General features: G+C 66.6%; 23 protein-coding genes. 7 read left to right on the top strand and 16 right to left on the bottom strand.

Features of this window, described 5'->3' with window-relative positions:
* Nucleotides 1–4: 4 nt before the first annotated feature.
* The 6 genes from ACFSGX_RS05705 to ACFSGX_RS05680 all read right to left on the bottom strand — a co-directional run bounded on the left by ACFSGX_RS05705 (nucleotide 5) and on the right by ACFSGX_RS05680 (nucleotide 6167).
* Nucleotides 5–730, bottom strand: coding sequence for a M23 family metallopeptidase (locus tag ACFSGX_RS05705; protein WP_380928132.1), 726 nt, complete (start codon nucleotides 728–730; stop codon nucleotides 5–7).
* A 203-nt stretch (nucleotides 731–933) separates the two neighbouring features.
* Nucleotides 934–1422: a peroxiredoxin gene (locus ACFSGX_RS05700; RefSeq protein ID WP_380928130.1), complete on the bottom strand. Its 489-nt coding sequence runs from the start codon at nucleotides 1420–1422 to the stop codon at nucleotides 934–936.
* 23 nt (nucleotides 1423–1445) lie between these two features.
* Nucleotides 1446–4085, bottom strand: a complete 2640-nt coding sequence (locus tag ACFSGX_RS05695; RefSeq protein WP_380928257.1) for a bifunctional [glutamine synthetase] adenylyltransferase/[glutamine synthetase]-adenylyl-L-tyrosine phosphorylase — start codon at nucleotides 4083–4085, stop codon at nucleotides 1446–1448.
* A 298-nt stretch (nucleotides 4086–4383) separates the two neighbouring features.
* Entirely contained in the window at nucleotides 4384–4968 is a 585-nt protein-coding gene (locus ACFSGX_RS05690) for a sigma-70 family RNA polymerase sigma factor (protein WP_184075046.1), read from the bottom strand.
* Nucleotides 4969–5168: 200 nt separating this feature from the next.
* On the bottom strand, nucleotides 5169–5306 hold the full coding sequence (locus ACFSGX_RS05685; RefSeq protein WP_184075014.1) for a hypothetical protein: 138 nt from the start codon (nucleotides 5304–5306) through the stop codon (nucleotides 5169–5171).
* Between the two features lie 66 nt (nucleotides 5307–5372).
* Entirely contained in the window at nucleotides 5373–6167 is a 795-nt protein-coding gene (locus ACFSGX_RS05680) for a response regulator (RefSeq protein ID WP_157175861.1), read from the bottom strand.
* Between the two features lie 248 nt (nucleotides 6168–6415).
* On the opposite strand from ACFSGX_RS05680, the gene ACFSGX_RS05675 reads away from it, so the two are divergent.
* The 3 genes from ACFSGX_RS05675 (at nucleotide 6416) to ACFSGX_RS05665 (ending at nucleotide 8542) form a co-directional block, all read left to right on the top strand.
* Entirely contained in the window at nucleotides 6416–6592 is a 177-nt protein-coding gene (locus ACFSGX_RS05675; RefSeq protein ID WP_380928129.1) for a NepR family anti-sigma factor, read from the top strand.
* A 70-nt stretch (nucleotides 6593–6662) separates the two neighbouring features.
* A complete protein-coding gene (locus ACFSGX_RS05670; RefSeq protein WP_380928127.1) occupies nucleotides 6663–8246 on the top strand; it encodes a sensor histidine kinase in 1584 nt (527 codons plus the stop codon).
* Between the two features lie 167 nt (nucleotides 8247–8413).
* The gene (locus ACFSGX_RS05665) at nucleotides 8414–8542 is read left to right on the top strand and encodes an entericidin A/B family lipoprotein (RefSeq protein WP_076071674.1); all 129 of its coding nucleotides are present in this window, start codon (nucleotides 8414–8416) and stop codon (nucleotides 8540–8542) included.
* A gap of 86 nt (nucleotides 8543–8628) precedes the next feature.
* On the opposite strand, the gene tatC is transcribed toward ACFSGX_RS05665, so the two are convergent.
* The 6 genes from tatC to argS form a co-directional block, all read right to left on the bottom strand.
* Nucleotides 8629–9402, bottom strand: coding sequence for a twin-arginine translocase subunit TatC (gene tatC / locus ACFSGX_RS05660; protein WP_380928256.1), 774 nt, complete (start codon nucleotides 9400–9402; stop codon nucleotides 8629–8631).
* Complete coding sequence (gene tatB, locus ACFSGX_RS05655; RefSeq protein ID WP_380928126.1) at nucleotides 9402–9854, bottom strand: Sec-independent protein translocase protein TatB; 453 nt, start codon at nucleotides 9852–9854, stop codon at nucleotides 9402–9404. Before tatB ends, tatC begins: the two co-directional genes overlap by 1 nt.
* 92 nt (nucleotides 9855–9946) lie before the next feature.
* Nucleotides 9947–10189 carry a twin-arginine translocase TatA/TatE family subunit gene (locus ACFSGX_RS05650; protein ID WP_380928124.1) on the bottom strand — a complete coding sequence of 81 codons (243 nt, stop codon included), beginning with the start codon at nucleotides 10187–10189 and terminating at the stop codon, nucleotides 9947–9949.
* A gap of 95 nt (nucleotides 10190–10284) precedes the next feature.
* Nucleotides 10285–11292, bottom strand: a complete 1008-nt coding sequence (gene nagZ, locus ACFSGX_RS05645; RefSeq protein ID WP_380928123.1) for a beta-N-acetylhexosaminidase — start codon at nucleotides 11290–11292, stop codon at nucleotides 10285–10287.
* A 134-nt stretch (nucleotides 11293–11426) separates the two neighbouring features.
* Entirely contained in the window at nucleotides 11427–12167 is a 741-nt protein-coding gene (locus tag ACFSGX_RS05640) for an SPOR domain-containing protein (RefSeq protein ID WP_380928121.1), read from the bottom strand.
* On the bottom strand, nucleotides 12167–13894 hold the full coding sequence (argS, locus tag ACFSGX_RS05635) for an arginine--tRNA ligase (RefSeq protein WP_380928119.1): 1728 nt from the start codon (nucleotides 13892–13894) through the stop codon (nucleotides 12167–12169). Before argS ends, ACFSGX_RS05640 begins: the two co-directional genes overlap by 1 nt.
* A 212-nt stretch (nucleotides 13895–14106) precedes the next feature.
* Here argS and ACFSGX_RS05630 point away from each other — a divergent pair, with 212 nt between their 5' ends.
* Nucleotides 14107–14298 (top strand): DUF4177 domain-containing protein, encoded by a 192-nt coding sequence (locus ACFSGX_RS05630; protein ID WP_380928117.1) that lies wholly within the window; start codon nucleotides 14107–14109, stop codon nucleotides 14296–14298.
* Nucleotides 14298–14579, top strand: a complete 282-nt coding sequence (locus ACFSGX_RS05625) for a hypothetical protein (protein ID WP_380928115.1) — start codon at nucleotides 14298–14300, stop codon at nucleotides 14577–14579. Before ACFSGX_RS05630 ends, ACFSGX_RS05625 begins: the two co-directional genes overlap by 1 nt.
* Nucleotides 14580–14716: 137 nt before the next feature.
* On the opposite strand, the gene ACFSGX_RS05620 is transcribed toward ACFSGX_RS05625, so the two are convergent.
* The 4 genes from ACFSGX_RS05620 to ACFSGX_RS05605 form a co-directional block, all read right to left on the bottom strand.
* Nucleotides 14717–15460 (bottom strand): alpha/beta fold hydrolase, encoded by a 744-nt coding sequence (locus ACFSGX_RS05620; RefSeq protein ID WP_380928255.1) that lies wholly within the window; start codon nucleotides 15458–15460, stop codon nucleotides 14717–14719.
* An 81-nt stretch (nucleotides 15461–15541) separates the two neighbouring features.
* A complete protein-coding gene (locus tag ACFSGX_RS05615; protein ID WP_380928114.1) occupies nucleotides 15542–15997 on the bottom strand; it encodes a GFA family protein in 456 nt (151 codons plus the stop codon).
* 11 nt (nucleotides 15998–16008) lie between these two features.
* Nucleotides 16009–17091: an aspartate-semialdehyde dehydrogenase gene (locus tag ACFSGX_RS05610; protein ID WP_380928112.1), complete on the bottom strand. Its 1083-nt coding sequence runs from the start codon at nucleotides 17089–17091 to the stop codon at nucleotides 16009–16011.
* A 124-nt stretch (nucleotides 17092–17215) separates the two neighbouring features.
* Nucleotides 17216–18196, bottom strand: a complete 981-nt coding sequence (locus ACFSGX_RS05605) for an NAD(P)H-quinone oxidoreductase (protein ID WP_380928254.1) — start codon at nucleotides 18194–18196, stop codon at nucleotides 17216–17218.
* Nucleotides 18197–18298: 102 nt separating this feature from the next.
* Between ACFSGX_RS05605 and ACFSGX_RS05600 the strand changes: the two genes are divergently transcribed.
* Together ACFSGX_RS05600 and clpA are read left to right on the top strand one after the other, a co-directional pair.
* Complete coding sequence (locus ACFSGX_RS05600; RefSeq protein ID WP_380928110.1) at nucleotides 18299–18496, top strand: DUF1192 family protein; 198 nt, start codon at nucleotides 18299–18301, stop codon at nucleotides 18494–18496.
* A gap of 132 nt (nucleotides 18497–18628) precedes the next feature.
* Nucleotides 18629–21028, top strand: coding sequence for an ATP-dependent Clp protease ATP-binding subunit ClpA (gene clpA / locus ACFSGX_RS05595; RefSeq protein WP_380928109.1), 2400 nt, complete (start codon nucleotides 18629–18631; stop codon nucleotides 21026–21028).
* The last annotated feature ends 111 nt before the right edge of the window (nucleotides 21029–21139 follow it).

The following is a 21139-nucleotide window of genomic DNA, read 5'->3' as shown; positions in this document are numbered from 1 at the left end:
ACGCTTACTCGCCGATCGGGCCGCCCATCGACGCGAGCTGCGTGTTGCCCGTCGTGCGCTTCTCGAACGACGCGACATATTCGGCGGAGCGCAGATACGGCACCGGGTTCACCGCGCGCCCGTCGATCCGCACTTCGTAATGCAGGTGGCTGCCGGTCGAACGGCCGGTCGAGCCCATCAGGCCGATCAGCTGGCCGCGGTGGACCCGCGTGTTCGGCGAAACGAGGATCTTCGACATGTGGCCGTAGCGCGTCTCCATGCCCGACCCGTGGCTGATCTGCACGAGGTTGCCGTAGCCATTGCCCCAGCCTGCCTTGTTCACGACGCCGTCGGCGGTCGCGTAGATCGGCGTGCCGACCGGGCCGGCCAGATCGATACCGGCATGCATCGCCGCGCTGTGGCGGAACGGGTCGGACCGAACGCCGAACCCGCTGGTGAAGTTCAGTGACGTCAGCGTCACCGGGCGGAGCGACGGCACGTTGACCTGCGGGCTGCCCGGCAGCGTCACGACACCCGATTGCGCGAATGCGTCGGCCCGCTTCCAGTTGGTGAACAGCGCCTTGAACTGCGCATCGGCCGGCTGTGCCTGCGTATCCGTATCGACCGCCTCATACCCGCCGTCCATCGCCGCACCATTCTGGGGAGTGGCCCCCGCCGCGGTGCCGATCATGCAGGCTGCCGCACACAGGAACCGGATGGACGAAGCGACGTTGGATGCGGTGAAGGTCATTCAGTCCCCGGTAGTCGGCGCATCTTGGCGTGTTCGCCTGGGATGCTGGAAGATCAGGTCGTTTGCGGGAACGCGAAAAAGTTCCCGACTGCGTGATTTCCTACTGCGGGATGTACGTAGGCTTGGAAACCCCGGTGATCCGGGGTTTCGCCAGACCGTCCGTATCGTGCGGTCAGTCGTTTCGCCGCACGATAATCCCGGGCTCAAGCGGCGTGCGGCTCGTTCTTGCCCTTCAGCGCTCGCGCCGCTTCCAACACCTCCTCGGCATGACCCGGCACCTTCACCTTGCGCCACACGCGCGCGATTCGGCCCTCGCCGTCGATCAGGAACGTCGCCCGGTCGATCCCCATATATTTCCGCCCGTACATGCTCTTTTCGACCCATGTCCCGAAAGCCGCGCAGACGCTCTCGTCCGCGTCGGTGGCCAGCGGCACGGTCAGCCCCGCTTTCTCGATGAACTTGTTTTTCCCCTTCGACGTGCCCTTCGAAATGCCCAGCACATGCGCGCCCTCCATCTCGAACGCCGCCTTCAGCCGCGAGAAATCCTGCGCTTCCACTGTGCAGCCCGACGTGTCGTCCTTGGGGTAGAAGAACAGCACCAGCGTGTTGCCGATCATGTCGGCCAGCCGCAATGTGCCCCCGTCCGGCGTTTCCAGCGACAGGTCGGGCAGGCGGTCGTCGACATCGAGCATGGCAGGCTCCTTTTGGGGCGAAGTCAGACCGTGCTGATGCGCGACCATTCCGCCGCGATCAACCTCTGCGCCGCATCGCGCGCCGCGATCAGCGCGTCCCAGTCCGCCATCCGGCACGCCGCCGCGATCAACGGACGCACCGCGACCGGCGGCTCGGTCGATTCGGGCGACACCAGCCGCATCACGACCAGCATCCGCGTCAGCAGCGCGTGCGCCTCCGCCATCTCGCCATCGATCAGCCCCGCCGCCGCCAGGTCCCCGATCGCGGTCCGCAACCTTGGGTCCAGCCCGATGCCGTGGCGCAGTTGCAAAACATGCACCGCAAACTCCGCATCGACGAGCCCGCCGGGCACCAGCTTCACGTCGAACGGCCCCGCCGGCGGCTTGTGCAGCGCGATCTCCCCGCGCATCCGCACCGCATCCGCGATCAGCGTCGTCGCGTCACGCGGTCGCGAAAGCACGCCACGAATCACCACCTCTAGCGCAACCACCGCCCCTGCCGATCCGAACACCGGCCGCGCGCGGGTCAACGCCATATGCTCCCACGTCCACGCATCCTCGCGCTGGTACCGTTCGAAACTCTCGATCGACACCGCCAGCAACCCCTGCGCCCCCGACGGCCGCAGCCGCGTATCGACGTCGTACAGCGGCCCCGCCGGCGTCGCGACGCTCAGCGCCCCCGTCACGCGCTGCGCCAGCCGATTGAAATAGGTCGTCGCCCCCAACGGCTTCGCCCCGTCCGACTCCATCAGATGATCGCCGGTGAACAGGTAGATCAGGTCGAGGTCCGAAGCATGCGTCAACGCCCCACCCCCCAGTCGACCGAGCGCCAGGATCAGCAGTTCACCCCCCGGCACCGTCCCATGCGCCTTCGCGAACTCCACCACCGCGGCACCCGCCAGCGCGCCGATCGCGCCCTCCGCGACGCGCGCATAGCCGCCTGCGACCTCGATCGGGTCCGCGACGCCCGCGACGATCTGCGTCCCCAGCGCGAACCGCCGTTCGTTGATCCGCGCCCGCGCCCGGTCGAGCACCTGCTGATAATCCGCCCCCGGCTCCACCGCGCCGAACTCGCGCGCCAGTTCGGCCACCGACGGCGGCGGATCGAACGCACTCGCATCGATCAGCACGTCGAGCAGCGCCGGTCGCCGCCCCAGCTGATCGGCCAGCGCCGGCGCACTTGACAGGATGTCGGCCACCAGCCGCCCCAGCCCCGGCCGCGCCGTCACCAACCGGAAGAAATCGATCGCGGTGGGCAATCCACCGATCATCCGATCGAGTCGCGCGAACGCCGCATCCGGACCGCTCGCCTGCCCCAGCGCCGCGATCAGGCCGGGCAGCGCCGCCTCCATCGCCGCCTGCGCCGCCGGCGTCCGCAACGCGCGCGGCGTCCCCGCCCGCCATCCCTCGATCCGCGTGCGGACCGCGCCCGCATCGCGATACCCGGCCCGCGCCACCAAATCCTCGACCGCCACCGCCGCCCGCGGGAACGCGACACCGTCCGTCGGATCGAGCGAGTCGTAGATCGTCCCCACCGCCGCCACGTCCGGCCGCAGCCGATCGAGCAACTCTACCCCGTCCGCCAACCCGTCGAGCCGCGCCACCGCGTCCAGCGCCGCCAGGTCCGTCGGCAGGCTGTGCGTCTGGTGATCCTCGATCATCTGCAACCGGTGCTCGACCGTTCGGAACGCGCGGTAGCCATGCGCCAGCCGCGCCGCCTCGTCCGGCCCGACATGCCCCGCCGCCGCCAACGCCGCCAGCGCATCGAGCGTCGCGGGCGCGCGCAGGGCGGGATCACGCCCGCCATGCACCAATTGCTGGATCTGGATGAAGAACTCGATCTCGCGGATGCCGCCGCGCCCGCGCTTCATGTCGTAACCCGGCCCGAAGACCTGGCCCTCGCTGTAATGCGCCCGGATCCGCCGCGAAATCTCCCGGATCTCGCCCACCGCGCCGAACCCCAGCCCGCGCCGCCACACGAACGGCCGGATCGCCGCGAGGAACCCGTCGCCCAGCGCCCGATCCCCCGCCGCCGCCCGCGCACGGATATACGCCGCCCGCTCCCACGGCAGCGCGCTCGACTCGTAATATCCGATCGCCGCCTCCACCGGCAACGCGGGCGGCGTGGCTTCCGGCGACGGCCGCAGCCGAAGATCGACGCGGAACACATACCCGTTCGCGTCGCGCGTCTGCAGCATCTCGACCAGCCGCCGCGCGACCCGCGCCGCCGCCTCGACCGGCTCCTCGCTCCGTCGCCGCGGCAGCGTGTCCGGGTCGAACAGCAGGATCGGGTCGATATCGCTCGAATAATTCAACTCGCGGCTGCCATGTTTGCCCAGCGCCAGCACGCTGAATCCGGTCACCGCATCCGCGCCACGCTCGCGGAAGATAGCCTGCAACGCGCGCTCCACCGCCCGATCCGCAAAGTCGGACAAGAACCGTACGACCTGCTCGAATGGCAATCGCCCCGACAGGTCGCCCAGTGCAACCGCCAGCGCCACCGCCTGCCGCTCCCGCCGCAAAGCACGAGAAACCTCGGCGACACTTTCACCCGGCTCCCATGCCGCGGTGATCGCCGTGTCGAACGATCCAGTTGCCGTCGCCGCCAGCACCTCGGGGCGCGCTAGCATCAGCCGCCGCAGAAACGGCGCCTCCGCCATCATGCGGTCGCGCGCATCGGCAATATCGGGATCTGTCACGTCTTCCACGCAACAACGTAACAACTGTCGGGCGCGACGTCATCCATGCGCAACCGACGCGATATGTCGGCGTTATACAGGCATGAAACAGACAGCGGATTTGAGAAGAGCGGCCAACCGGCAAACGATCGCCCGGCCGCCCGTTGCATCACTCCCCTCGCGAGCGACGAAGAGTGTCGGCACTGCGCTCCGGCGCGTCTATCCCGATGGACCGACGCTTCCCCACGACATGCAGGCACTTCTCGACAAATTAAGCTGAGGATCAGCGTGGACGGCTGAGTTCGTCCACGTCGTTCATGATCGACTGCAACGCCGTACGGTCCGGGTCCGACACATGCGACCGCCGCGAAGGAAGTTTGCCCTCGCTCAGCAGATTCTCCAGCGCCACGCGACCACGCGCCACGCGGCTTTTGATCGTCCCGACCGCACAACCACAGATCTCGGCCGCTTCCTCATAGGCGAAGCCGCCCGCACCGACCAGGATCAGTGCCTCGCGCTGCGGCTGCGGCAGGTGCATCAACGCACGCTGCATATCGCCGAGCTCGACATGGCGATCCTGGCTTGCCGGTGCCGCGAGCAGTTTGGACGCCGTGATCTCGTCCCATTCGCCCTTGAACCGCGCGCGGCGCATCTGGCTCAGGAAGAGGTTGCGCAGGATGATGAAGGTCCAGGCACGCATGTTTGTGCCGGCCTGGAAACGCTTCCGCGCCGCCCACGCCTTCAGCAGCGTTTCCTGGACCAGATCGTCCGCCAGATCGCGATTGCCGGACAACGACCGGCCGAACGCGCGTAGATGCGGAATCACACGGGCGAGTTCATCCTTGAACTCGTTGTCGGGCAACGGCACCGGCTCGGCACGGACCTCTTCGACGTCGTCGTCGTCATAGTCCTCGTCCGGGCCGCGCTGGTCTTCGTTGATCACGTGCTACTCGCCCCTTCGAACGGCTACCCGTCCAGTCCGGAGGAAATAGGAAGGGTCCGGATGGATTGCGAGCCGTTTTTCCGGAGAGCCTCCGGCGACCGCTCCCGGACCGCAATTCCAGGGTGTCAGGCGAACATCAACAGCAGGATGATGAACAGCCCGACGATCAGCCCCAGCGAGATCGGCAGCACATAACGCGTCACATGCGTGCTGGCACCGCCACGCGCTTCGGTCCGGCTCACTTCGATCGGGTCTTCAGCCATGTCGTCTCTCCGTCAGCAAAAGCGCATCTCCGGCCGCGGACCCATGCCCGCGACCGGTCGGGTCGGTCAGGCCGGAACGGTCGCCTGGTCGAAGAACAGCGCCTGGCTGATCGCCGCCTTCACGGTCGACCGCTGGAACGGCTTGGTGATCAGGAACGTCGGCTCCGGCCGCTCGCCCGTCAGCAGACGCTCCGGGAACGCGGTGATGAAGATCACGGGGACCGAGAACTCGGCCAGGATGTCCTTGACCGCATCGATGCCCGAACTGTCGTCGGCCAGCTGGATGTCGGCCAGCACCAGGCCCGGGCGATGCGCCATCGCCTGCGCCACGGCCTCGTCGCGGGTCACCGCAACGCCGTTCACCGAATGGCCCAGGTCGCGGACGATCGTCTCCAAGTCCATCGCGATGATCGGCTCGTCCTCGATGATCAGCACGTCGGCATGCGTCTGACGCTCGATCTCCTCCAGCGCCTCGTTCACCAGCGCGTCGATCTCGGCCGGGTCCGCCTCGATCAGGTAACCGGCATCCTCCGGCGTGAACCCTTCCATTGCAGTCAGGAGCAGCGCCTGGCGCGACCGCGGCGTCACCTGCGCGAGCCGCGCCTGTGCGATGCCCTCGTTGCCGGTGTCGCCGGCATCGCGGTTCTCGATCTCGTCGTTGGTCGACGACCAGATCGCCTGGAACGTTCGGTACAGCCCGAGCCGCGGATCGACGTCGCGCGGGAAATCCTCCGGCGCGTCGACGATCGCCTGCAACGCCGCCCGGACATAGGTATCGCCGTGCGACTGGCTGCCGGTCAGTGCGCGGGCATAGCGCCGCAGGAAGGGAAGGTGCGGGGCGAGATCCTGGCCAAGCGACATGTCGGTACTATACTCCTGTTTCGGCTCGAACATATCACCGCCGCGGCGGGTCAAGGCAAGCCGCCCGCGCCGGTGAGACGAAGGTTCCGTTTGTTGTGTCGAAGCTGGAACCAACCGACCAGTTTTTAGTTTCCCCGCACGAGACAGCAATTGTCCGATTGTCCAATGTGCAGCCCGAACGTGGCGCATATGGGCCGACGGGCGTTAATGTGCGCAGGGCGCATGATCTATGACGGGGGACTGACCAGTTGGCGCCTGAGGCAAAGAAGCAGGCTGGGACATCCGGCAAAGCCGGTAAGCGACCCGTCCCGGATGCCGCCATCGGTGATGCGAATGTGGGTCAGGCGCTGCGTTCCGCCTATCAGCGGACGGTGAACGAGGACGTCCCCGCCGACCTGCTCGATCTGCTCGGCAAGCTGGGCTGAGCCACCGATAAGGGGGACGGCGGGCCTGCCCGGTCGCGATCGGGTCACTGCATGATATAGGGTTTACCCGATGACCCTACCGTCCTTCTCCAGGCTCTCGACCGGCCTCAAGATGCTGTTGATCCTCACGGTGGCCCTGCTGCCTCTGGGTCTGATCGCGATCTTCGCCTCGATCGAAAGCGCCCAGACCGCGCGGTTGCGCCGGGCCGACGACGCCCGGGTCACCGCGACCGAGGCCGCGCGCCAACTCAGCCTCGCGATCGGCCACACCTCGCTCGATCTGCGCGCCGTCACCGCCCGGCTCGACTATGCCCCGATGACCCGCGCCGCGCGTCTGGCGGAATGTCGCACCTCGCTCGCCGACCTACGGGCTGACGGCAAGAACAACTACGAGTTCGCGGTGCTGACCATCGCGGGGCGCCTCGTCTGCGCCACCCCGGGGTTCAGCGGCCTGCCTCCCACGATGCCGCAGGAACTGTTCGCGACGGAAGTCCGGCTGCTCCCCGCGATCCAGCGTGTCCAGTTCGAGGCGCGCTCACCCGGCGGCGGGCTGTTCGGCGTGGCTGAGGCGCCGCTCGAAACATTGGAGGCGGTGACCGTGCTCCCCGGCCGCACGATCCAGCACGGCATCGTCCTGCGGCACGAAACCGCGGCGATCACCGTCCGCCGCCTGCCCGCCAAAACCGCGATCGGTCCCCGCCTGCTGGTCACCTCGCCTGTCGCCAATGGCCAGGTGACGCTCGAACTCATCACCAACGCGGTCCCGATCGGCGTGATCGAGCTGCTGCTCGCGCTGCTGCCGATCCTCATGTGGCTGGCCGCCGCGATCATCGGCTGGGTCGTGGTCGATCGCCTCATGATCCGCCCGCTGCTGCGCCTGCAGAGCGTCGTCGCCGACTATCGCCCCGAAAATGGCCCGATGGCCGTGCCGCACCTGACGACGCCCGCGCGCGAGATCCGCGAACTGGGCGAGGCGTTCCGGCTCGTCACCGAACGCGTCGCACTGCACGAAAGCGAGCTGGCGGAAGGGCTGCTCCGCCAGACCAAGCTGACCCGCGAAGTCCATCACCGCGTCAAGAACAACCTCCAGGTCGTCGCCAGCCTCATCAGCATCCACGCGCGCGGCGTCGACGATCCCGACGTCGCGGCGGCCTATGCCTCGATCCAGCGCCGGGTCGATGCGCTCGCCGTCGTCCACCGCAACCATTTCGCGGAGATGGAGGCCAATCGCGGCGTCGGCCTCCGCGCGCTGATCGGCGAACTCGCCGCCAACCTCCGCGCCACCGCCGCGCCCAACGCCACCCATTTCGCGATCCGGCTCGACGTCATGACCGCCTTCTGCACGCAGGATGTCGCCGTTCCGGTCGCGTTCCTCATCACCGAGATCGTCGAGGTCGCGATGATCGCCGACCCGCGCGGCGCGGCACTCATCCGGCTCGTCCCCGCTGCCGCCCCCGACCGTGCGACACTCTCGGTCGCTGCAGCCGGGCTCGGCGGGACATCCGATGATGCAAATGCGCCGCCTGAACGCTTCCTCCGCGTGATGGAAGGCCTGTCACGTCAGCTCCGCACCAAATTGTCGGTCGACACTGCCACCGGCACGTACGCGATCGACATCAGCATCCTGACCGAACCGACCGCCGACACCGTCTGATCCTCCGGCCGGACGGTCCTACAGGCACCCTCGGTGCCCGTCCCCACTGGCAGGCGTGGCAATAAGGCGACAGGTTCCGGGTTTCGACACGCCTGCGGAACAAGTTTCGCCATGGCGCATTCCCACTCAAGCCTCCGCACAGGCGGCACTGAATTAGGAGTTACAACATGGTCCGTAAGATCGTCGCTATCGCCCTCGTCACCGGCGGCCTCATGGTTTCGGCCTGCAACACCGTCGAAGGTGCCGGCAAGGACGTGAAGTCCGCCGGTCAGGCAATCGAGAAGACGGCAAACTAAGTCCGGCTTTTCCAAACTGATGACCCCGCCGGTCCACGACCGGCGGGGTTTTTCATGCCCGCGACACTTGGCCGCGGCCTCGAACGTCAGATGTCTTCGGCGGCGACTTCGGCAGCGGCGACCCGCTTGCGGCGCTTCTCGGTAAAGAAGATCGCGATCAGCGCGAATTCGTATAGAATGACCAGCGGGATCGCCAGCATCAGCTGCGACACCACGTCCGGCGGGGTGAGCACCGCGGCCACCCCGAACGCCGCGACGATCGCATAACGCCGCCCCGCCTTCAGCTGTGCCCGCGTCACCAAGCCCGCCTGTTCCAGCAGCATCAGCAACACCGGCAACAGGAACGCGACCCCGAACCCGAACAGGAATTTGGTGACGAAACTCAGATAATTGCCGACGCCGGGCAACGCATCCTGCTGCACCCCTCCGATATTGCCCTGATATCCGAGCAGGAAATGCAGCGCGACCGGCATCGCGAAGAAGTAGGCCAGCGACGCCCCGCCCAGGAACAGTACCGGCGTCAGGATCAGGAACGGGAAGAACGCGCGCTTTTCGTTCTTGTACAGCCCCGGCGCGATGAACTGCCAAAGCTGGTTCGCGATGATCGGGAACGCCAGCATGATCGCCGCGAAGAACGCAACCTTCAGCTCGACGAAGAACGCCTCGAAGATATCGGTATAGATCAGCCGCCCCTGCCCCGCCTTCAGCAACGGCTGGACGAGCACCGCGAAAATCGGCTTCGCGAAATAAAGGCAGATGCCGAACGCGATCGCCAGCGCCGCGAACGACCACAACAGCCGCCGACGCAACTCGATCAGGTGATCGAGCAGCGGGGCACGGCTTTCATCGATATCGCCGATCACGGCCGCTCCATCCGCTGCTGTTCCGGATCATGGCCGTCCGTAGGCTTGGCAGGCACGGCGTCAGGCACCGGCGCCGCGTGGGGGACATCGTGAGGCAGGACGTCGTGAACCGGCGTCGCGGTCGGCACAGCCGGATCGATCACGTCATGCGGCGGCGGCGGAGGGAGCACCACATCGGCCCCACGCGCATAGTCAGCGTCATGGATTTCCTCGGGCGGATGCTCGCGCATGATGCGTGCATTCTCCTTCGCCCAGGTCTCTTCCATTTCCTTCAGCTCGGCCTCGCGCACCATCTCGTCGAAACCGGATCGGAACTGCCGGCCGATGCCGCGCACCTTGGCTACGAACTGACCGACCGTCCGCATCGCCTTGGGCAGGTCCTTGGGACCGATCACGACCAGCGCCACGACGGCGCACAGCAGCAATTCGGTCGGGGCGATGTCGAACATCGTCAGTCATATCCCACATATCGCCGCGCCGCCGTCCGATGACACGGACGACGGCGACTGGCCAGTCCCTACCGCTTCAACCCGAGCAAGGCTCAGACCTGCGGGCGGTCGTCCTTCATCGGCTGAAGCTCGGCCGACGGATTGGGGTCGACCGGGGGCTGAGCCTGCAGACGGGCCGCCGGCTTCGGCTTCTCCTCGTCTTCCTCGGCCATGCCTTTCTTGAACTGTTTCACACCCTTGGCGACGTCGCCCATCATGCTGGAGAACCGACCACCGCCCAGCAGCAGGATCGCAACGACGGCGAAGATCAGGATATGCGGGAGTGAAATGCCCATCGATAGTCTCCTATTTCAGCTCCTATCTAGGCGTCTTCGTGCCCGCTTTCCACCATTCACTGCGTTCCGGCATGATGCGCGCCCAACGCGCTGGTTCAGGCAAGCGCCAACAACGCATCGCGCCGCGCGACAAGAGCTCCGCAAGACTCGCCCGACCCGACCCCCGCGACCGATGCCATCGCCCGGTCCAGCCGTACCCGTGCCGCCGCGCTGATCTCACCCACCGCCCCGGCACACGCCACCATCTCGTCCATCTCGCCCGAACAATGCAGCGCGATGTCGCACCCCGCCGCGATCACGCCCCCCGCCCGCGCACCGAAGTCGCCACCCAGCGCGTTCATGCCCAGATCGTCCGACATCAGCAGCCCGTCGAACCCGATCGTCCCGCGGATCACGTCGCCGATCACGACCGACGACAGGCTGGCGCAGCGTTCCGCATCCCAGGCGCGGTAGACGACATGCGCCGTCATCGCCATCGGCGCCGCGGCCAGCGTGCGGAACGGCCGCAGATCGACCTCCAGCTCCTCCGCGCTCGCCTCCACCACCGGCAATTCCTTGTGGCTGTCGACCAGCGCGCGGCCATGCCCCGGCATATGCTTCACCACACCCACGACGCCCGCGCGCGCCAACCCGTCGATCGTCGCGCGGCCCAGCGCAGCGACCTGCATCGGCTCGCTCCCCAGCGCGCGGTCGCCGATGATGTCGTGTGCGCCGTCCTGCCGCACATCGAGCAATGGCAGGCAGTCCACCGTGATGCCGACCTCGCGCAGCATCGCGCCGATCGCCTCCGCATTGGCCAGCATCGCCTCGATCGCCGACACCGGTGCGCGGTCGTACAACGGCCCGAACACCCCACCCGGCGGGAAAGCCGGCCACTCCGGCGGCTGCATCCGCGCCACGCGCCCGCCCTCCTGATCGATCAGGATGGGCAGGTCGTCGCGCCCCGCCAGCGCCCGCAACGCGTCGGTCAAACGCCGTAGCTGCCCGCGATCGATGACATTCCGCCGGAACAGCACGAACCCGGCCGGGTCGCAGTCCTTGAAGAAAGCCGCTTCGTCAGCAGTAAGCTCGGGGCCTGCCAGGCCAAGGATCAGTGGGGTCATGCCTCACCGATAGCGCGCCCGCGAAGTGCCCGAAACCCCAAGGCCGACAGTGCACCATAACCACACGTCATCCTGGCGAACGCCGGGATCTCCCTGGGGCCAGCGGCGACCTCGTCACGCGTGATACAAGCCGCTCAGCCGATAACCGAACAGGTTTCCCCAGCGACCTTCAACCGCGCACAGATCGAACCGGCCTGCCCGCCCGCACCCGCCCGCAACCGGTACAGCGTCTTGTCGCCCACCGTCACCGGCGTCACCGACTTCGGCAACGCCGCCAGGAACGCGAACCGCCCCGCCAGCGTCTTCCAGGCGACATTGGCCTTCGCCTCGCTGCCGAACGCGCCCAGCTGGACCTGCGCGCCAGCAACCACTGGAGCAGCAGCAGCCGGCGCAGCCTGCGCCACCGGTGCCGGCCGCGTTGGTGCAGCCGCAACCTGCGCCGGAGCAGGCGCAGGCGCCGCCGGCCGCACAGCCAACCCACCCGCCGCGGCGTCAGAATTCGTCACGCTCCCCGCACCCGACACGGGCGCTTCGGGGATCGCCGACAGATCGATCGACGCATTCGTCTCGCGCCCGTCGCTCGCCGCGAACGCGGTCTCGCCTTCGCCCTCGACCTTCATCCCGCCCGGCTGGTCGGGCTTCACTTTGTAGTCGCCCTCCGGCGCCGCGATCATGTCGCCCGACGCGCCCCCCGGCCGGCTCGCGCTCAGCCAGAAGATCCCGCCCACGACCAGCCCGATCACCAGCAACGCGACCAGAAGCGCCGCGATCGTCTTGCCCGCACCCGGCGTGCCGGCGCGCTGTTCCTCGACCGGTTCCAGCCAGGGCAGGCGATCCTCGTCGCTCGCAATCCGTCCCCGATCGATATCCGACATCAGTGCATCTCCTCGGCGGCCGCGACACCCATCACGGCCAGGCCATTGCGGACGATCTGCCCGACGGCATTCGCGAGCGACAATCGCGCAAGCGTCGTTTCAGTGTCGTTAACGAGCAAAAATCTCCGCTCCGGATCGTCGTTTCCGCGGTTCCACAACGCATGGAACGCCCCCGCCAGATCGGCCAGGTAGAACGCCACCCGGTGCGGCTCGCGAGTTGCCGCCGCCGCCTCGATGATCCGCGGAAACTGCGCCGCGAGCCGGACGAGCGCCAACTCTTCCGCGTCCAGCTTCCCCAGATCCGCCGGTGCCGCCACGTCGATCCCCGCCTCGACCGCCTTGCGGCCGAGTGAGCGGATCCGGGCATGGGCATATTGTACGTAGAAGACCGGATTCTCTTTCGACGCCTCGACCACCTTGGCGAAGTCGAAATCCATCTGCGCATCGGCACGGCGCGTCAGCATCGTGAACCGCACCACGTCGCGCCCGACCTCCTCGACCACATCGGCCAGAGTTACGAAGCTGCCAGAGCGCTTCGACATCTTCACCGGCTCGCCGTCGCGCAGCAGCCGCACCATCTGGACCAGCTTGATGTCGAGCGGCACCCGCCCGGCGGTCAGCGCCTGCACCGCCGCCTGGACGCGCTTCACCGTGCCGCCATGGTCCGCACCCCAGATGTCGACCAGCAGGTCCGCCGTCTCCGCCTTCTGCGCATGATAGGCCAGGTCGTTGCCGAAATAGGTATACCCGCCATCCGCCTTGCGCACCGGCCGGTCGCTGTCGTCGCCGAACTTCGTGGCGCGGAACAGCGTCATCTCGACCGGTTCCCAGTCGTCCGCCGCCTCGCCCTTCGGCGCTTCCAGCACGCCTTCGTAGATCAGCCCGTCGGCGCGCAGCTTGTCGATCGCGGCCACGACCTTGCCGTCCGACTGCACCTTCGCCTCGGACGAAAACACATCGTGTTCGATGCCGAGCAGCGCCAGGTCGGCGCGGATCATGTCCATCATCGCCGCCACCGTCCGCGCGCGGAACAGCGGCAGCCACTCCGCCTCCGCCGCGCCGACATAACGATCGCCATATTCGGCCGCGAGCATCGCCCCGACCGGCTTCAGATAGTCGCCCGGATACAGCCCCTCCGGAATCGTCACCGTCTCGCCCAGCGCCTCCCGGTAGCGCAGATGCGCCGACCGCCCGAGCGTCTCGACCTGGCTGCCCGCATCGTTGACATAATATTCGCGTGTCACCGGATGCCCGGCATATTCCAGCAGGCTGGCCAGCGCGTCGCCGACCACCGCCCCGCGGCAATGCCCCATATGCATCGGCCCGGTCGGGTTCGCGGAAACATATTCCACGTTCACCCGCACGGCGTTGCCCTGCGTGGACCGGCCGTAATCCGCGCCCTCCGCGAAAATGGTCCGCATCTCGTCGCGCCATTGTTCCGGGTCCAGCCGCAGATTCAGGAACCCAGGTCCGGCGATTTCGACCGCCGTCACGCCCGGCATCTCCGCCAGCTTCGGCTGGATCAGCGCCGCCAGCGCACGTGGATTGGTCTTGGCCGGCTTGGCCAGCACCATCGCGGCATTGGTCGCCAGATCGCCATGGCTCGCGTCGCGCGGCGGCTCGACGGCGATGCTCGCCCGGTTCAACCCCGCCGGCAGCGCACCCTCGGCCTCCAGCGTATCCAGAACGATATCGATCGCAGCGGCGAAACGGGCATAGAGACTCAAGGCGATTTCCGGGCGTTGCAGAAGGGACGCACGGTCATAGGGGAAGTCGCACGGTTCGGAAACCGGGCGCGGTATCCGATCCCCAGGGCAAGACGATCCAGTTCGAAACGGTTCGAATTCTCCTGCTAGCCGGGTTTCCGGACTACACTCAGTCGATTAGCCTTAATTTGCGATTCGGTTGTTCGAGACCAATTCGCTGGGGGAGACAAGGCGTGAAAGAATACAAGGTCATGTCGCAAAAGGACAAATGGTTCAGTCGGAAGTTCGACCCCGAATCCCTGGAGCAAGGTCTGAACGCCTATGCCGCACAGGGCTGGGAAGTCATCAGCGTCGCGACCGCATCGATCCCCGGCATCGGTGGAAACCGCGAAGAGCTGATTGTCGTGTTCGAGCGGGACAAGTAATGTACCGGGCCGAATACAAAGGCATCGCCTTCATCGAAGGGTGCCCGCCCGGTGTCGTGCCGATGCGGCAGCTCGATACTAAAATCGACGGCTGGTTCTCGCAAAGCCAGCTGAAGAGCCTGGACAACATCAAGGACGTGATGGTCGACCAGGCGCGGGCCGATGGCGCGAACGCGATCGTCAACTTCAAATATGGTCAGAAGAACTCGTTCTGGCGCAGCTTGCTGAGCGTGGACGACGTGTATTGGTTCGCGACCGGCGCAACGGCGAAGATCGTCTGACCGGATCGCAGCCCGCGCGAACCGCGCTTGGTCACCGCGGCTGACACTGGGATCCGTGATCGCTCCGTCCGCCACACTGGCTCGAGCGATGATGGGTCCTGACCCGTCCGGTCCGGTCCAGGCGGCGGACCGAGATCTCAAGCCACCCCAAGCCAATCCGCCATCGCGCGCCCGAGCTCCGGCTTCACCACCGCGCTCATGTGATTCCCCGGCACCGCCACATACGCTCCCTGCGGCAACAGTTCCGCCACGGCCTCGGACGACCCGTTGTCCGAATCCTCCGCGCCGGACATCACCAGCACAGGCTGGTCTATTGCCGCGATCTCGGCCCGCGTGGTATCGACGAAGCTTCCCAGCAGCGGCAGCAGCGCCTTCGGATCGCCGCCGCTCGTCTTGAGAAACGCCTCCGCCATCCATTCCGGCGTGCCGCGCTCGAACGTGCCCAGACCGGTCAGGATACGCCGGAAATGCGCCGCCCGGTCGCCCGTATCGAGCAACCCTTCCAGCCCCATGCCCGACAGGATCACCCGACCCGGGCGAGCCCCACGCACCAGCATCCGCACCACCGTCCGCGCGCCGAGTGAGTATCCACCGAGATCGTAATCGGTCAGCCCAAGATGCGCGATCAACGCCTCGCCGTCGTCCGCCAGCACGTCCGGCGGATAGGCCGCGGCATCGTGCGGCCGGTCGCTTTCTCCATGCGCGCGCAGGTCCGGCATGATCACCCGCCGCCCCAGCGCCGCGATCCGCTTGGCATGGCCGAACTTGATCCAGTTCGTGTCGGCGGACGAGAACAGCCCATGGATCAGCACGATCGGCCGCCCCTCACCGACCTCGTGCCACACCAGCCGCACCCCGTCCGGCGCGCTATACTCATGCATCGTGGTCACCCAAAACCTCCGCTCCCGCAACGACCATCAAGCCACCGCGCCCCTCATCCGTTCCCCGGCGCAGGCCGGGGCCTAGGTGCAACACCCGCTCGAAAACCCCGCCCGCCACGCCGCCATATCATCCGGCTGTGTCGCATGCGTCGGCACCGCCGGATCGAGCAACACCCAGTCCAGCTTCCGCGACACCCAGATATGCGCGCTCGGCACCGCCAGCGTGATGTCGTCCAGCGACCCGCCCTTCACGCTCACCCGGTCGGGCGTCAGGCTGTCGATATGGAACACGCGCGTCCCGCATTCGACGCAGAACACGCACGTCGTCCGCGCGCCCAGATCGTTCGGCCGGTCCCAGCGCCGCACCGGCCCGGTCACCGAGAACGCCTGCCGCGCCGCCGTCAGCGACAGCCCGAACGCGCTCGCCGACTGCTTCTGACACTCGCGACAATGGCAGGCGTGGCACGGCGGCGTCGGCCCGACGATCAGATACCGGACCGCCCCGCACTGGCACCCGCCGGTCAGCCCCTCGGCCACGCCGGCGCTCCTCAATCGTCCGCGTTATCGTCCGTGCCATCGTCCGGGATCGCGCCGTCCTCGATCATGTCGCCCTTCTTGAGGTGGCGCCGGCCGAGCAGTTCCGCGATCTGCACCGCGTTCAGCGCGGCCCCCTTGCGCAGGTTGTCGCTGACGCACCACAGGATCAGGCCGTTCTCGACGGTCGGATCCTCGCGCACCCGGCTGACGAACGTCGCGAATTCGCCGACGCACTCGACCGGCGTTATGTATCCGCCGTCCTCGCGCTTATCGATCAGCATGATGCCCGGCGCCTCGCGCAGGATGTTCTGCGCCTCGACCGCCGAAATTTCGTTCTCGAACTCGATCGCGATCGCCTCCGAATGGCCGACGAAAACCGGCACGCGCACACAGGTCGCGACGATCTTGATCTTCGGCCCCATGATCTTCTTGGTTTCGACGACCATCTTCCACTCTTCCTTGGTGAAACCATCGTCCAGGAAGACATCGATGTGCGGGATCACGTTGAACGCGATCTGCTTGGTGAACAGCCGCGGCTCGGCCGGGTCGCCGACGAAGATGTTGCGGCTCTGCTCGAACAGCTCGTCCATCCCCTGCTTGCCCGCGCCCGACACTGACTGGTACGTCGACACCACGACGCGCTTGATCGTCGCGGCATCGTGCAGCGGCTTCAGCGCGACCACCATCTGCGCGGTCGAACAGTTCGGGTTGGCGATGATGTTGCGGCGCGTGTAGCCGTCGATCGCGTCGGGGTTCACCTCCGGCACGATCAGCGGCACGTCCGGGTCCATGCGGTAGAGCGAGCTGTTGTCGATCACGACGCAACCGGCCGCGGCGGCCTTCGGCGCATAGACCGCGGTCGCCTCGGATCCGATCGCGAACAGCGCGATGTCCCATCCGGTCCAGTCGAAATATTCGATGTTCTGGACCTTCAGCTGGCGGTCCGTGTCGCCGAAATCGACCATGTCGCCCTGGCTGCGCGACGACGCCAGCACCGCGATCTCGTCGATCGGGAATTCGCGTTCCGCCAGGATGTTGAGCATTTCCCGCCCGACATTGCCCGTCGCACCCGCGACGACGATCCGATAGCCCATGCTGTCCGCTCCGTTCCAAAGTTGCGGCGGGGTTTAGGCAGGGGACCGTATTTGTCCAGCCGCTACGCCTATGGACACAGCAAGTTCTTCTAAAGCCCTCCCCCGGTGGGGGGAGGGCGCCGCGTCACTCCACCGTCAACACGACCTTCCCAACATGATCCCCCGCCTCGAGATAAGCATGCGCCGCCGCTGCCTCGCGCAGCGCAAACGTCCGGTCGATGATCGGCTTCAACCGCCCCTCGCGCACATGCGGCCACACCTGCCGGTCGATCTCGTCCGCCACCAGCGTCTTGAACTCCGTACTCCGCGCGCGCAGCGTCGATCCGGTCAGCGTCAAGCGGCGCCGCATCACGTCGAAGATCTGGAACGTCGCTTCGCCCCCGCGCTGCGACGCGATCGACACATGCCGCCCGTCGTCCGCCAGGCACTTCAAATTACGCGCGAAATAATCGCCCCCGATCATGTCGAGCACAACGTCCACGCCGCGCCCGTCGGTCAACCGCTTCACCACCTCGACATAATCGTCGGTCTTGTAGTTGATCGCATGCGCCGCGCCGATCTCCATCGCCCGCGCGCACTTCGCGTCCGATCCCGCGGTCACGATCACGGTCAGCCCGAACAGCCGCCCCAGCATGATCGCCATCGTCCCGATCCCGCTCGTGCCCCCATGGACCAGCACGGTGTCGCCCTCCGCGGCATAGGCACGCTCGAACAAGTTGGTCCACACGGTGAACAGCGTCTCCGGCATCGCCGCGGCCTCCACCATGCTGAGCGCCGCCGGCACGGTCAGGCACTGCCCCGCCGGCACCGCGACATATTCGGCATAGCCGCCGCCGGACAGCAGCGCACACACCGGCTGCCCCAGCATCGCGCCCGTCGTGCCCTCGCCCAGCCCGACGACAATGCCCGAAATCTCCAGCCCCGGGATCGACGAGGCACCCGGCGGCGGCGGATAGGCCCCCGCGCGCTGCATCAGGTCCGGCCGGTTCACGCCGGCCGCCGCGATCCGCACAAGCACCTCGCCCTCACCCGGCACGGGCAACGGGCGCGTCACCGGCACCAGAACTTCCGGTCCGCCGGCACCCTCCGGGTCGATCGCGGTCATGCTGTCGGGCAATGCGGCCAAGTCGGTCTCTCCCAAGCGAAACACCCCCCCGGGCCGAGCGGTTTATTGACTTGGGGGGCGGCGCGGTCAACGCTGCCGTTCATGGAGTCGGAAGAAACATTTCCGAAACGGCACGACGATCCGCTGGTGGCGCTCGCCCGGCAGGATCTCGATCCGCTGTCGCTTGCCGAGCTCGCCGCACGGATCGCCGCGCTGGAAGCGGAGGTCGAACGCACCCGCGCGCACACCGTCCGGGCCGAGGCGCGCCGCGCTGCGGCCGATGCGCTGTTCCGGACATGACCCCCGGCCGCTCGCTATGCCATAATATGGGGTGTCATCGGGCGTCCGTCACCTCCTTGATCGCGGCTCGCGGCACACGACATATCCAACAGACGGGATGGTCCCTTGACGATCCCGAAGGAGTAGAAATCCATGCCCTCATTCGCCCGTGAGCTGGAACAGACGCTGCACAATGCGTTGACCGCCGCCAGCACCCGCCGTCATGAATATGCGACCCTCGAACATCTGCTGCTCGCGCTGATCGACGACGATCATGCGTCGAAGGTCATGCAGGCGTGCGGCGTCGAAGTGTCCGAACTGAAGGACGCCGTCACCCTCTATCTCGATACCGAGCTCGATGCGCTGAAGGTGGAGGGTCAGACCGATCCCTCGCCCACGTCCGGGTTCCAGCGCGTCGTGCAGCGCGCGATCCTCCACGTCCAGTCCTCGGGCCGCGACGAAGTGACCGGCGGCAACGTCTTGGTCGCACTGTTCAGCGAGCGCGAGAGCTACGCCGTGTTTTTCCTGCAGCAGCAGGACATGAACCGCCTCGATGCGGTCAGTTTCATCAGCCACGGCGTCGGCAAGGCCGGCTCCCCGACGGAGGCACGCGAAGTGAAGGGGGCCGACGAAGACAAGCCGCAGGGCAAGGACGGCAAGAAGGGCGAAAGTGCCCTGAAGCAGTTCACCGTGAACCTGAACGAGAAGGCCGCCACCGGCAAGATCGACCCGTTGATCGGGCGCGGTCCGGAGGTCGACCGCACCGTTCAGATCCTGTGCCGCCGTTCGAAGAACAACCCGCTCTATGTCGGTGAACCCGGCGTCGGCAAGACCGCGATCGCGGAAGGCCTGGCGCTGAAGATCATCAACGGCGACGTGCCGGAGGTGCTGCTCGAAGCGGTGATCTACTCGCTCGACATGGGCGCGCTGCTCGCCGGCACGCGCTACCGCGGTGATTTCGAAGAGCGGCTGAAGCAGGTCGTGTCCGAACTCGAGAAGCTGCCGCATGCCGTGCTGTTCATCGACGAGATCCACACGGTGATCGGGGCCGGTGCCACGAGCGGCGGCGCGATGGACGCGTCCAACCTGCTCAAGCCCGCGCTGTCCGGCGGTTCGATCCGCTGCATCGGCTCGACCACGTACAAGGAATTCCGCAACCACTTCGAAAAGGATCGCGCGCTCCTGCGCCGGTTCCAGAAGATCGACGTCAACGAACCGACGATCGAGGATGCGATCGCGATCCTGACCGGGCTGCGCTCCGCCTACGAAGCGCATCACCACGTCAAGTACACGCCGGCCGCCATCAAGGCCGCGGTCGAGCTCTCGGCACGTTACATCAACGACCGCAAGCTGCCCGACAAGGCGATCGACGTCGTCGACGAAGCCGGCGCGATGCAGATGCTGGTGGTCGAGGACAAGCGCAAGAAGGTCATCACGCCGAAGGAGATCGAGGCCGTCATCGCAACGATGGCGCGAATCCCACCGAAGTCCGTGTCAACCGACGATACCAAGGCGCTCGCCACGCTCGAAACTGATCTCAAGCGGGTCGTGTTCGGGCAGGACAAGGCGATCGAACTGGTCTCCTCCGCGATCAAGCTCAGCCGTGCCGGCCTGCGCGATCCGGACAAGCCGATTGGCAACTACCTGTTCTCCGGCCCGACCGGCGTGGGCAAGACCGAGGTCGCGCGCCAGCTGGCGGCGATCATGGGCATCCCGCTGCAGCGTTTCGACATGTCGGAATATATGGAGCGTCACTCGGTCAGCCGGCTGATCGGCGCACCCCCCGGCTATGTCGGCTACGATCAGGGCGGTCTGCTGACCGACGCGGTCGACCAGCATCCGCACAGCGTGCTGCTGCTTGACGAGATCGAGAAGGCGCATCCCGACCTGTTCAACATCCTGCTGCAGGTCATGGATAACGGGAAGCTGACCGACCATCACGGCAAGACGGTCGATTTCCGCAACACGATCCTGATCATGACCACCAATGCCGGTGCGTCCGACATGGCGCGTGAATCGCTCGGCTTCGGGGCGCTGACCCGCGAAGGCGAGGACGAGGAAGCGGTCAAGAAGATGTTCACGCCGGAATTCCGCAACCGGCTGGATGCGATCGTGCCCTTCTCCTACCTCCCGACCGAGGTCATCAGCCGGGTGGTGGACAAGTTCGTCCTCCAGCTGGAACTCCAGCTGGCCGACCGTCACGTCCATATCTCGCTCGATCAGGACGCGAAGGACTGGCTCACGACCCGCGGCTACGACAAGCTCTACGGCGCACGCCCGATGAGCCGTCTGATCCAGGAAAAGGTGAAGCAGCCGCTGGCCGAGGAACTGCTGTTCGGCAAGCTGGTCCACGGCGGCGAGGTGAAGGTCCACGTCAAGGACGGCACCCTCGCCTTCGAAATCACCGCCGCCCCGCCCAAGAAGCCGCGCAAGCGCAAGGCGAAGGTGACGGCCGGTTCCGAAGGCATCGAGGAAGCCGCCGAGGACCAGGACTATGACGACGACGGCCTGACCGACGACGAAGGCGAAGAAGAAACGCCGCCAGCCGAGTAAGTCGATGATACGGACGTTCCGGCAATAGTCGGGACGTCCGTATCTGCTTGACGGTGCAAATGTTACGACACGATTACAGCTTCGTTGTCCGTCCTAGAAACCGTTCCAGAC

The sequence above is a fragment of the Sphingomonas arantia genome (assembly GCF_042682045.1).
Classification (GTDB): domain Bacteria; phylum Pseudomonadota; class Alphaproteobacteria; order Sphingomonadales; family Sphingomonadaceae; genus Sphingomonas_R; species Sphingomonas_R arantia.
Note: the sequence above shows the minus strand (reverse complement) of the source record. Positions and strands in the feature narration are given on the sequence as shown.

Bases quoted from the DNA above. Each gene is read 5' to 3' on its own strand.
- ACFSGX_RS05705 (WP_380928132.1), bottom strand. From the start codon at position 730: ATGACCTTCACCGCATCCAACGTCGCTTCGTCCATCCGGTTCCTGTGT.
- ACFSGX_RS05700 (WP_380928130.1), bottom strand. From the start codon at position 1,422: ATGCTCGATGTCGACGACCGCCTGCCCGACCTGTCGCTGGAAACGCCG.
- ACFSGX_RS05695 (WP_380928257.1), bottom strand. From the start codon at position 4,085: ATGATGGCGGAGGCGCCGTTTCTGCGGCGGCTGATGCTAGCGCGCCCC.
- ACFSGX_RS05685 (WP_184075014.1), bottom strand. From the start codon at position 5,306: ATGGCTGAAGACCCGATCGAAGTGAGCCGGACCGAAGCGCGTGGCGGT.
- ACFSGX_RS05680 (WP_157175861.1), bottom strand. From the start codon at position 6,167: ATGTCGCTTGGCCAGGATCTCGCCCCGCACCTTCCCTTCCTGCGGCGC.
- ACFSGX_RS05670 (WP_380928127.1), top strand. From the start codon at position 6,663: ATGACCCTACCGTCCTTCTCCAGGCTCTCGACCGGCCTCAAGATGCTG.
- ACFSGX_RS05665 (WP_076071674.1), top strand. From the start codon at position 8,414: ATGGTCCGTAAGATCGTCGCTATCGCCCTCGTCACCGGCGGCCTCATG.
- tatB (WP_380928126.1), bottom strand. From the start codon at position 9,854: ATGTTCGACATCGCCCCGACCGAATTGCTGCTGTGCGCCGTCGTGGCG.
- ACFSGX_RS05650 (WP_380928124.1), bottom strand. From the start codon at position 10,189: ATGGGCATTTCACTCCCGCATATCCTGATCTTCGCCGTCGTTGCGATC.
- nagZ (WP_380928123.1), bottom strand. From the start codon at position 11,292: ATGACCCCACTGATCCTTGGCCTGGCAGGCCCCGAGCTTACTGCTGAC.
- ACFSGX_RS05640 (WP_380928121.1), bottom strand. From the start codon at position 12,167: ATGTCGGATATCGATCGGGGACGGATTGCGAGCGACGAGGATCGCCTG.
- ACFSGX_RS05625 (WP_380928115.1), top strand. From the start codon at position 14,298: ATGTACCGGGCCGAATACAAAGGCATCGCCTTCATCGAAGGGTGCCCG.
- ACFSGX_RS05620 (WP_380928255.1), bottom strand. From the start codon at position 15,460: ATGCATGAGTATAGCGCGCCGGACGGGGTGCGGCTGGTGTGGCACGAG.
- ACFSGX_RS05610 (WP_380928112.1), bottom strand. From the start codon at position 17,091: ATGGGCTATCGGATCGTCGTCGCGGGTGCGACGGGCAATGTCGGGCGG.
- ACFSGX_RS05605 (WP_380928254.1), bottom strand. From the start codon at position 18,196: ATGACCGCGATCGACCCGGAGGGTGCCGGCGGACCGGAAGTTCTGGTG.
- ACFSGX_RS05600 (WP_380928110.1), top strand. From the start codon at position 18,299: ATGGAGTCGGAAGAAACATTTCCGAAACGGCACGACGATCCGCTGGTG.
- clpA (WP_380928109.1), top strand. From the start codon at position 18,629: ATGCCCTCATTCGCCCGTGAGCTGGAACAGACGCTGCACAATGCGTTG.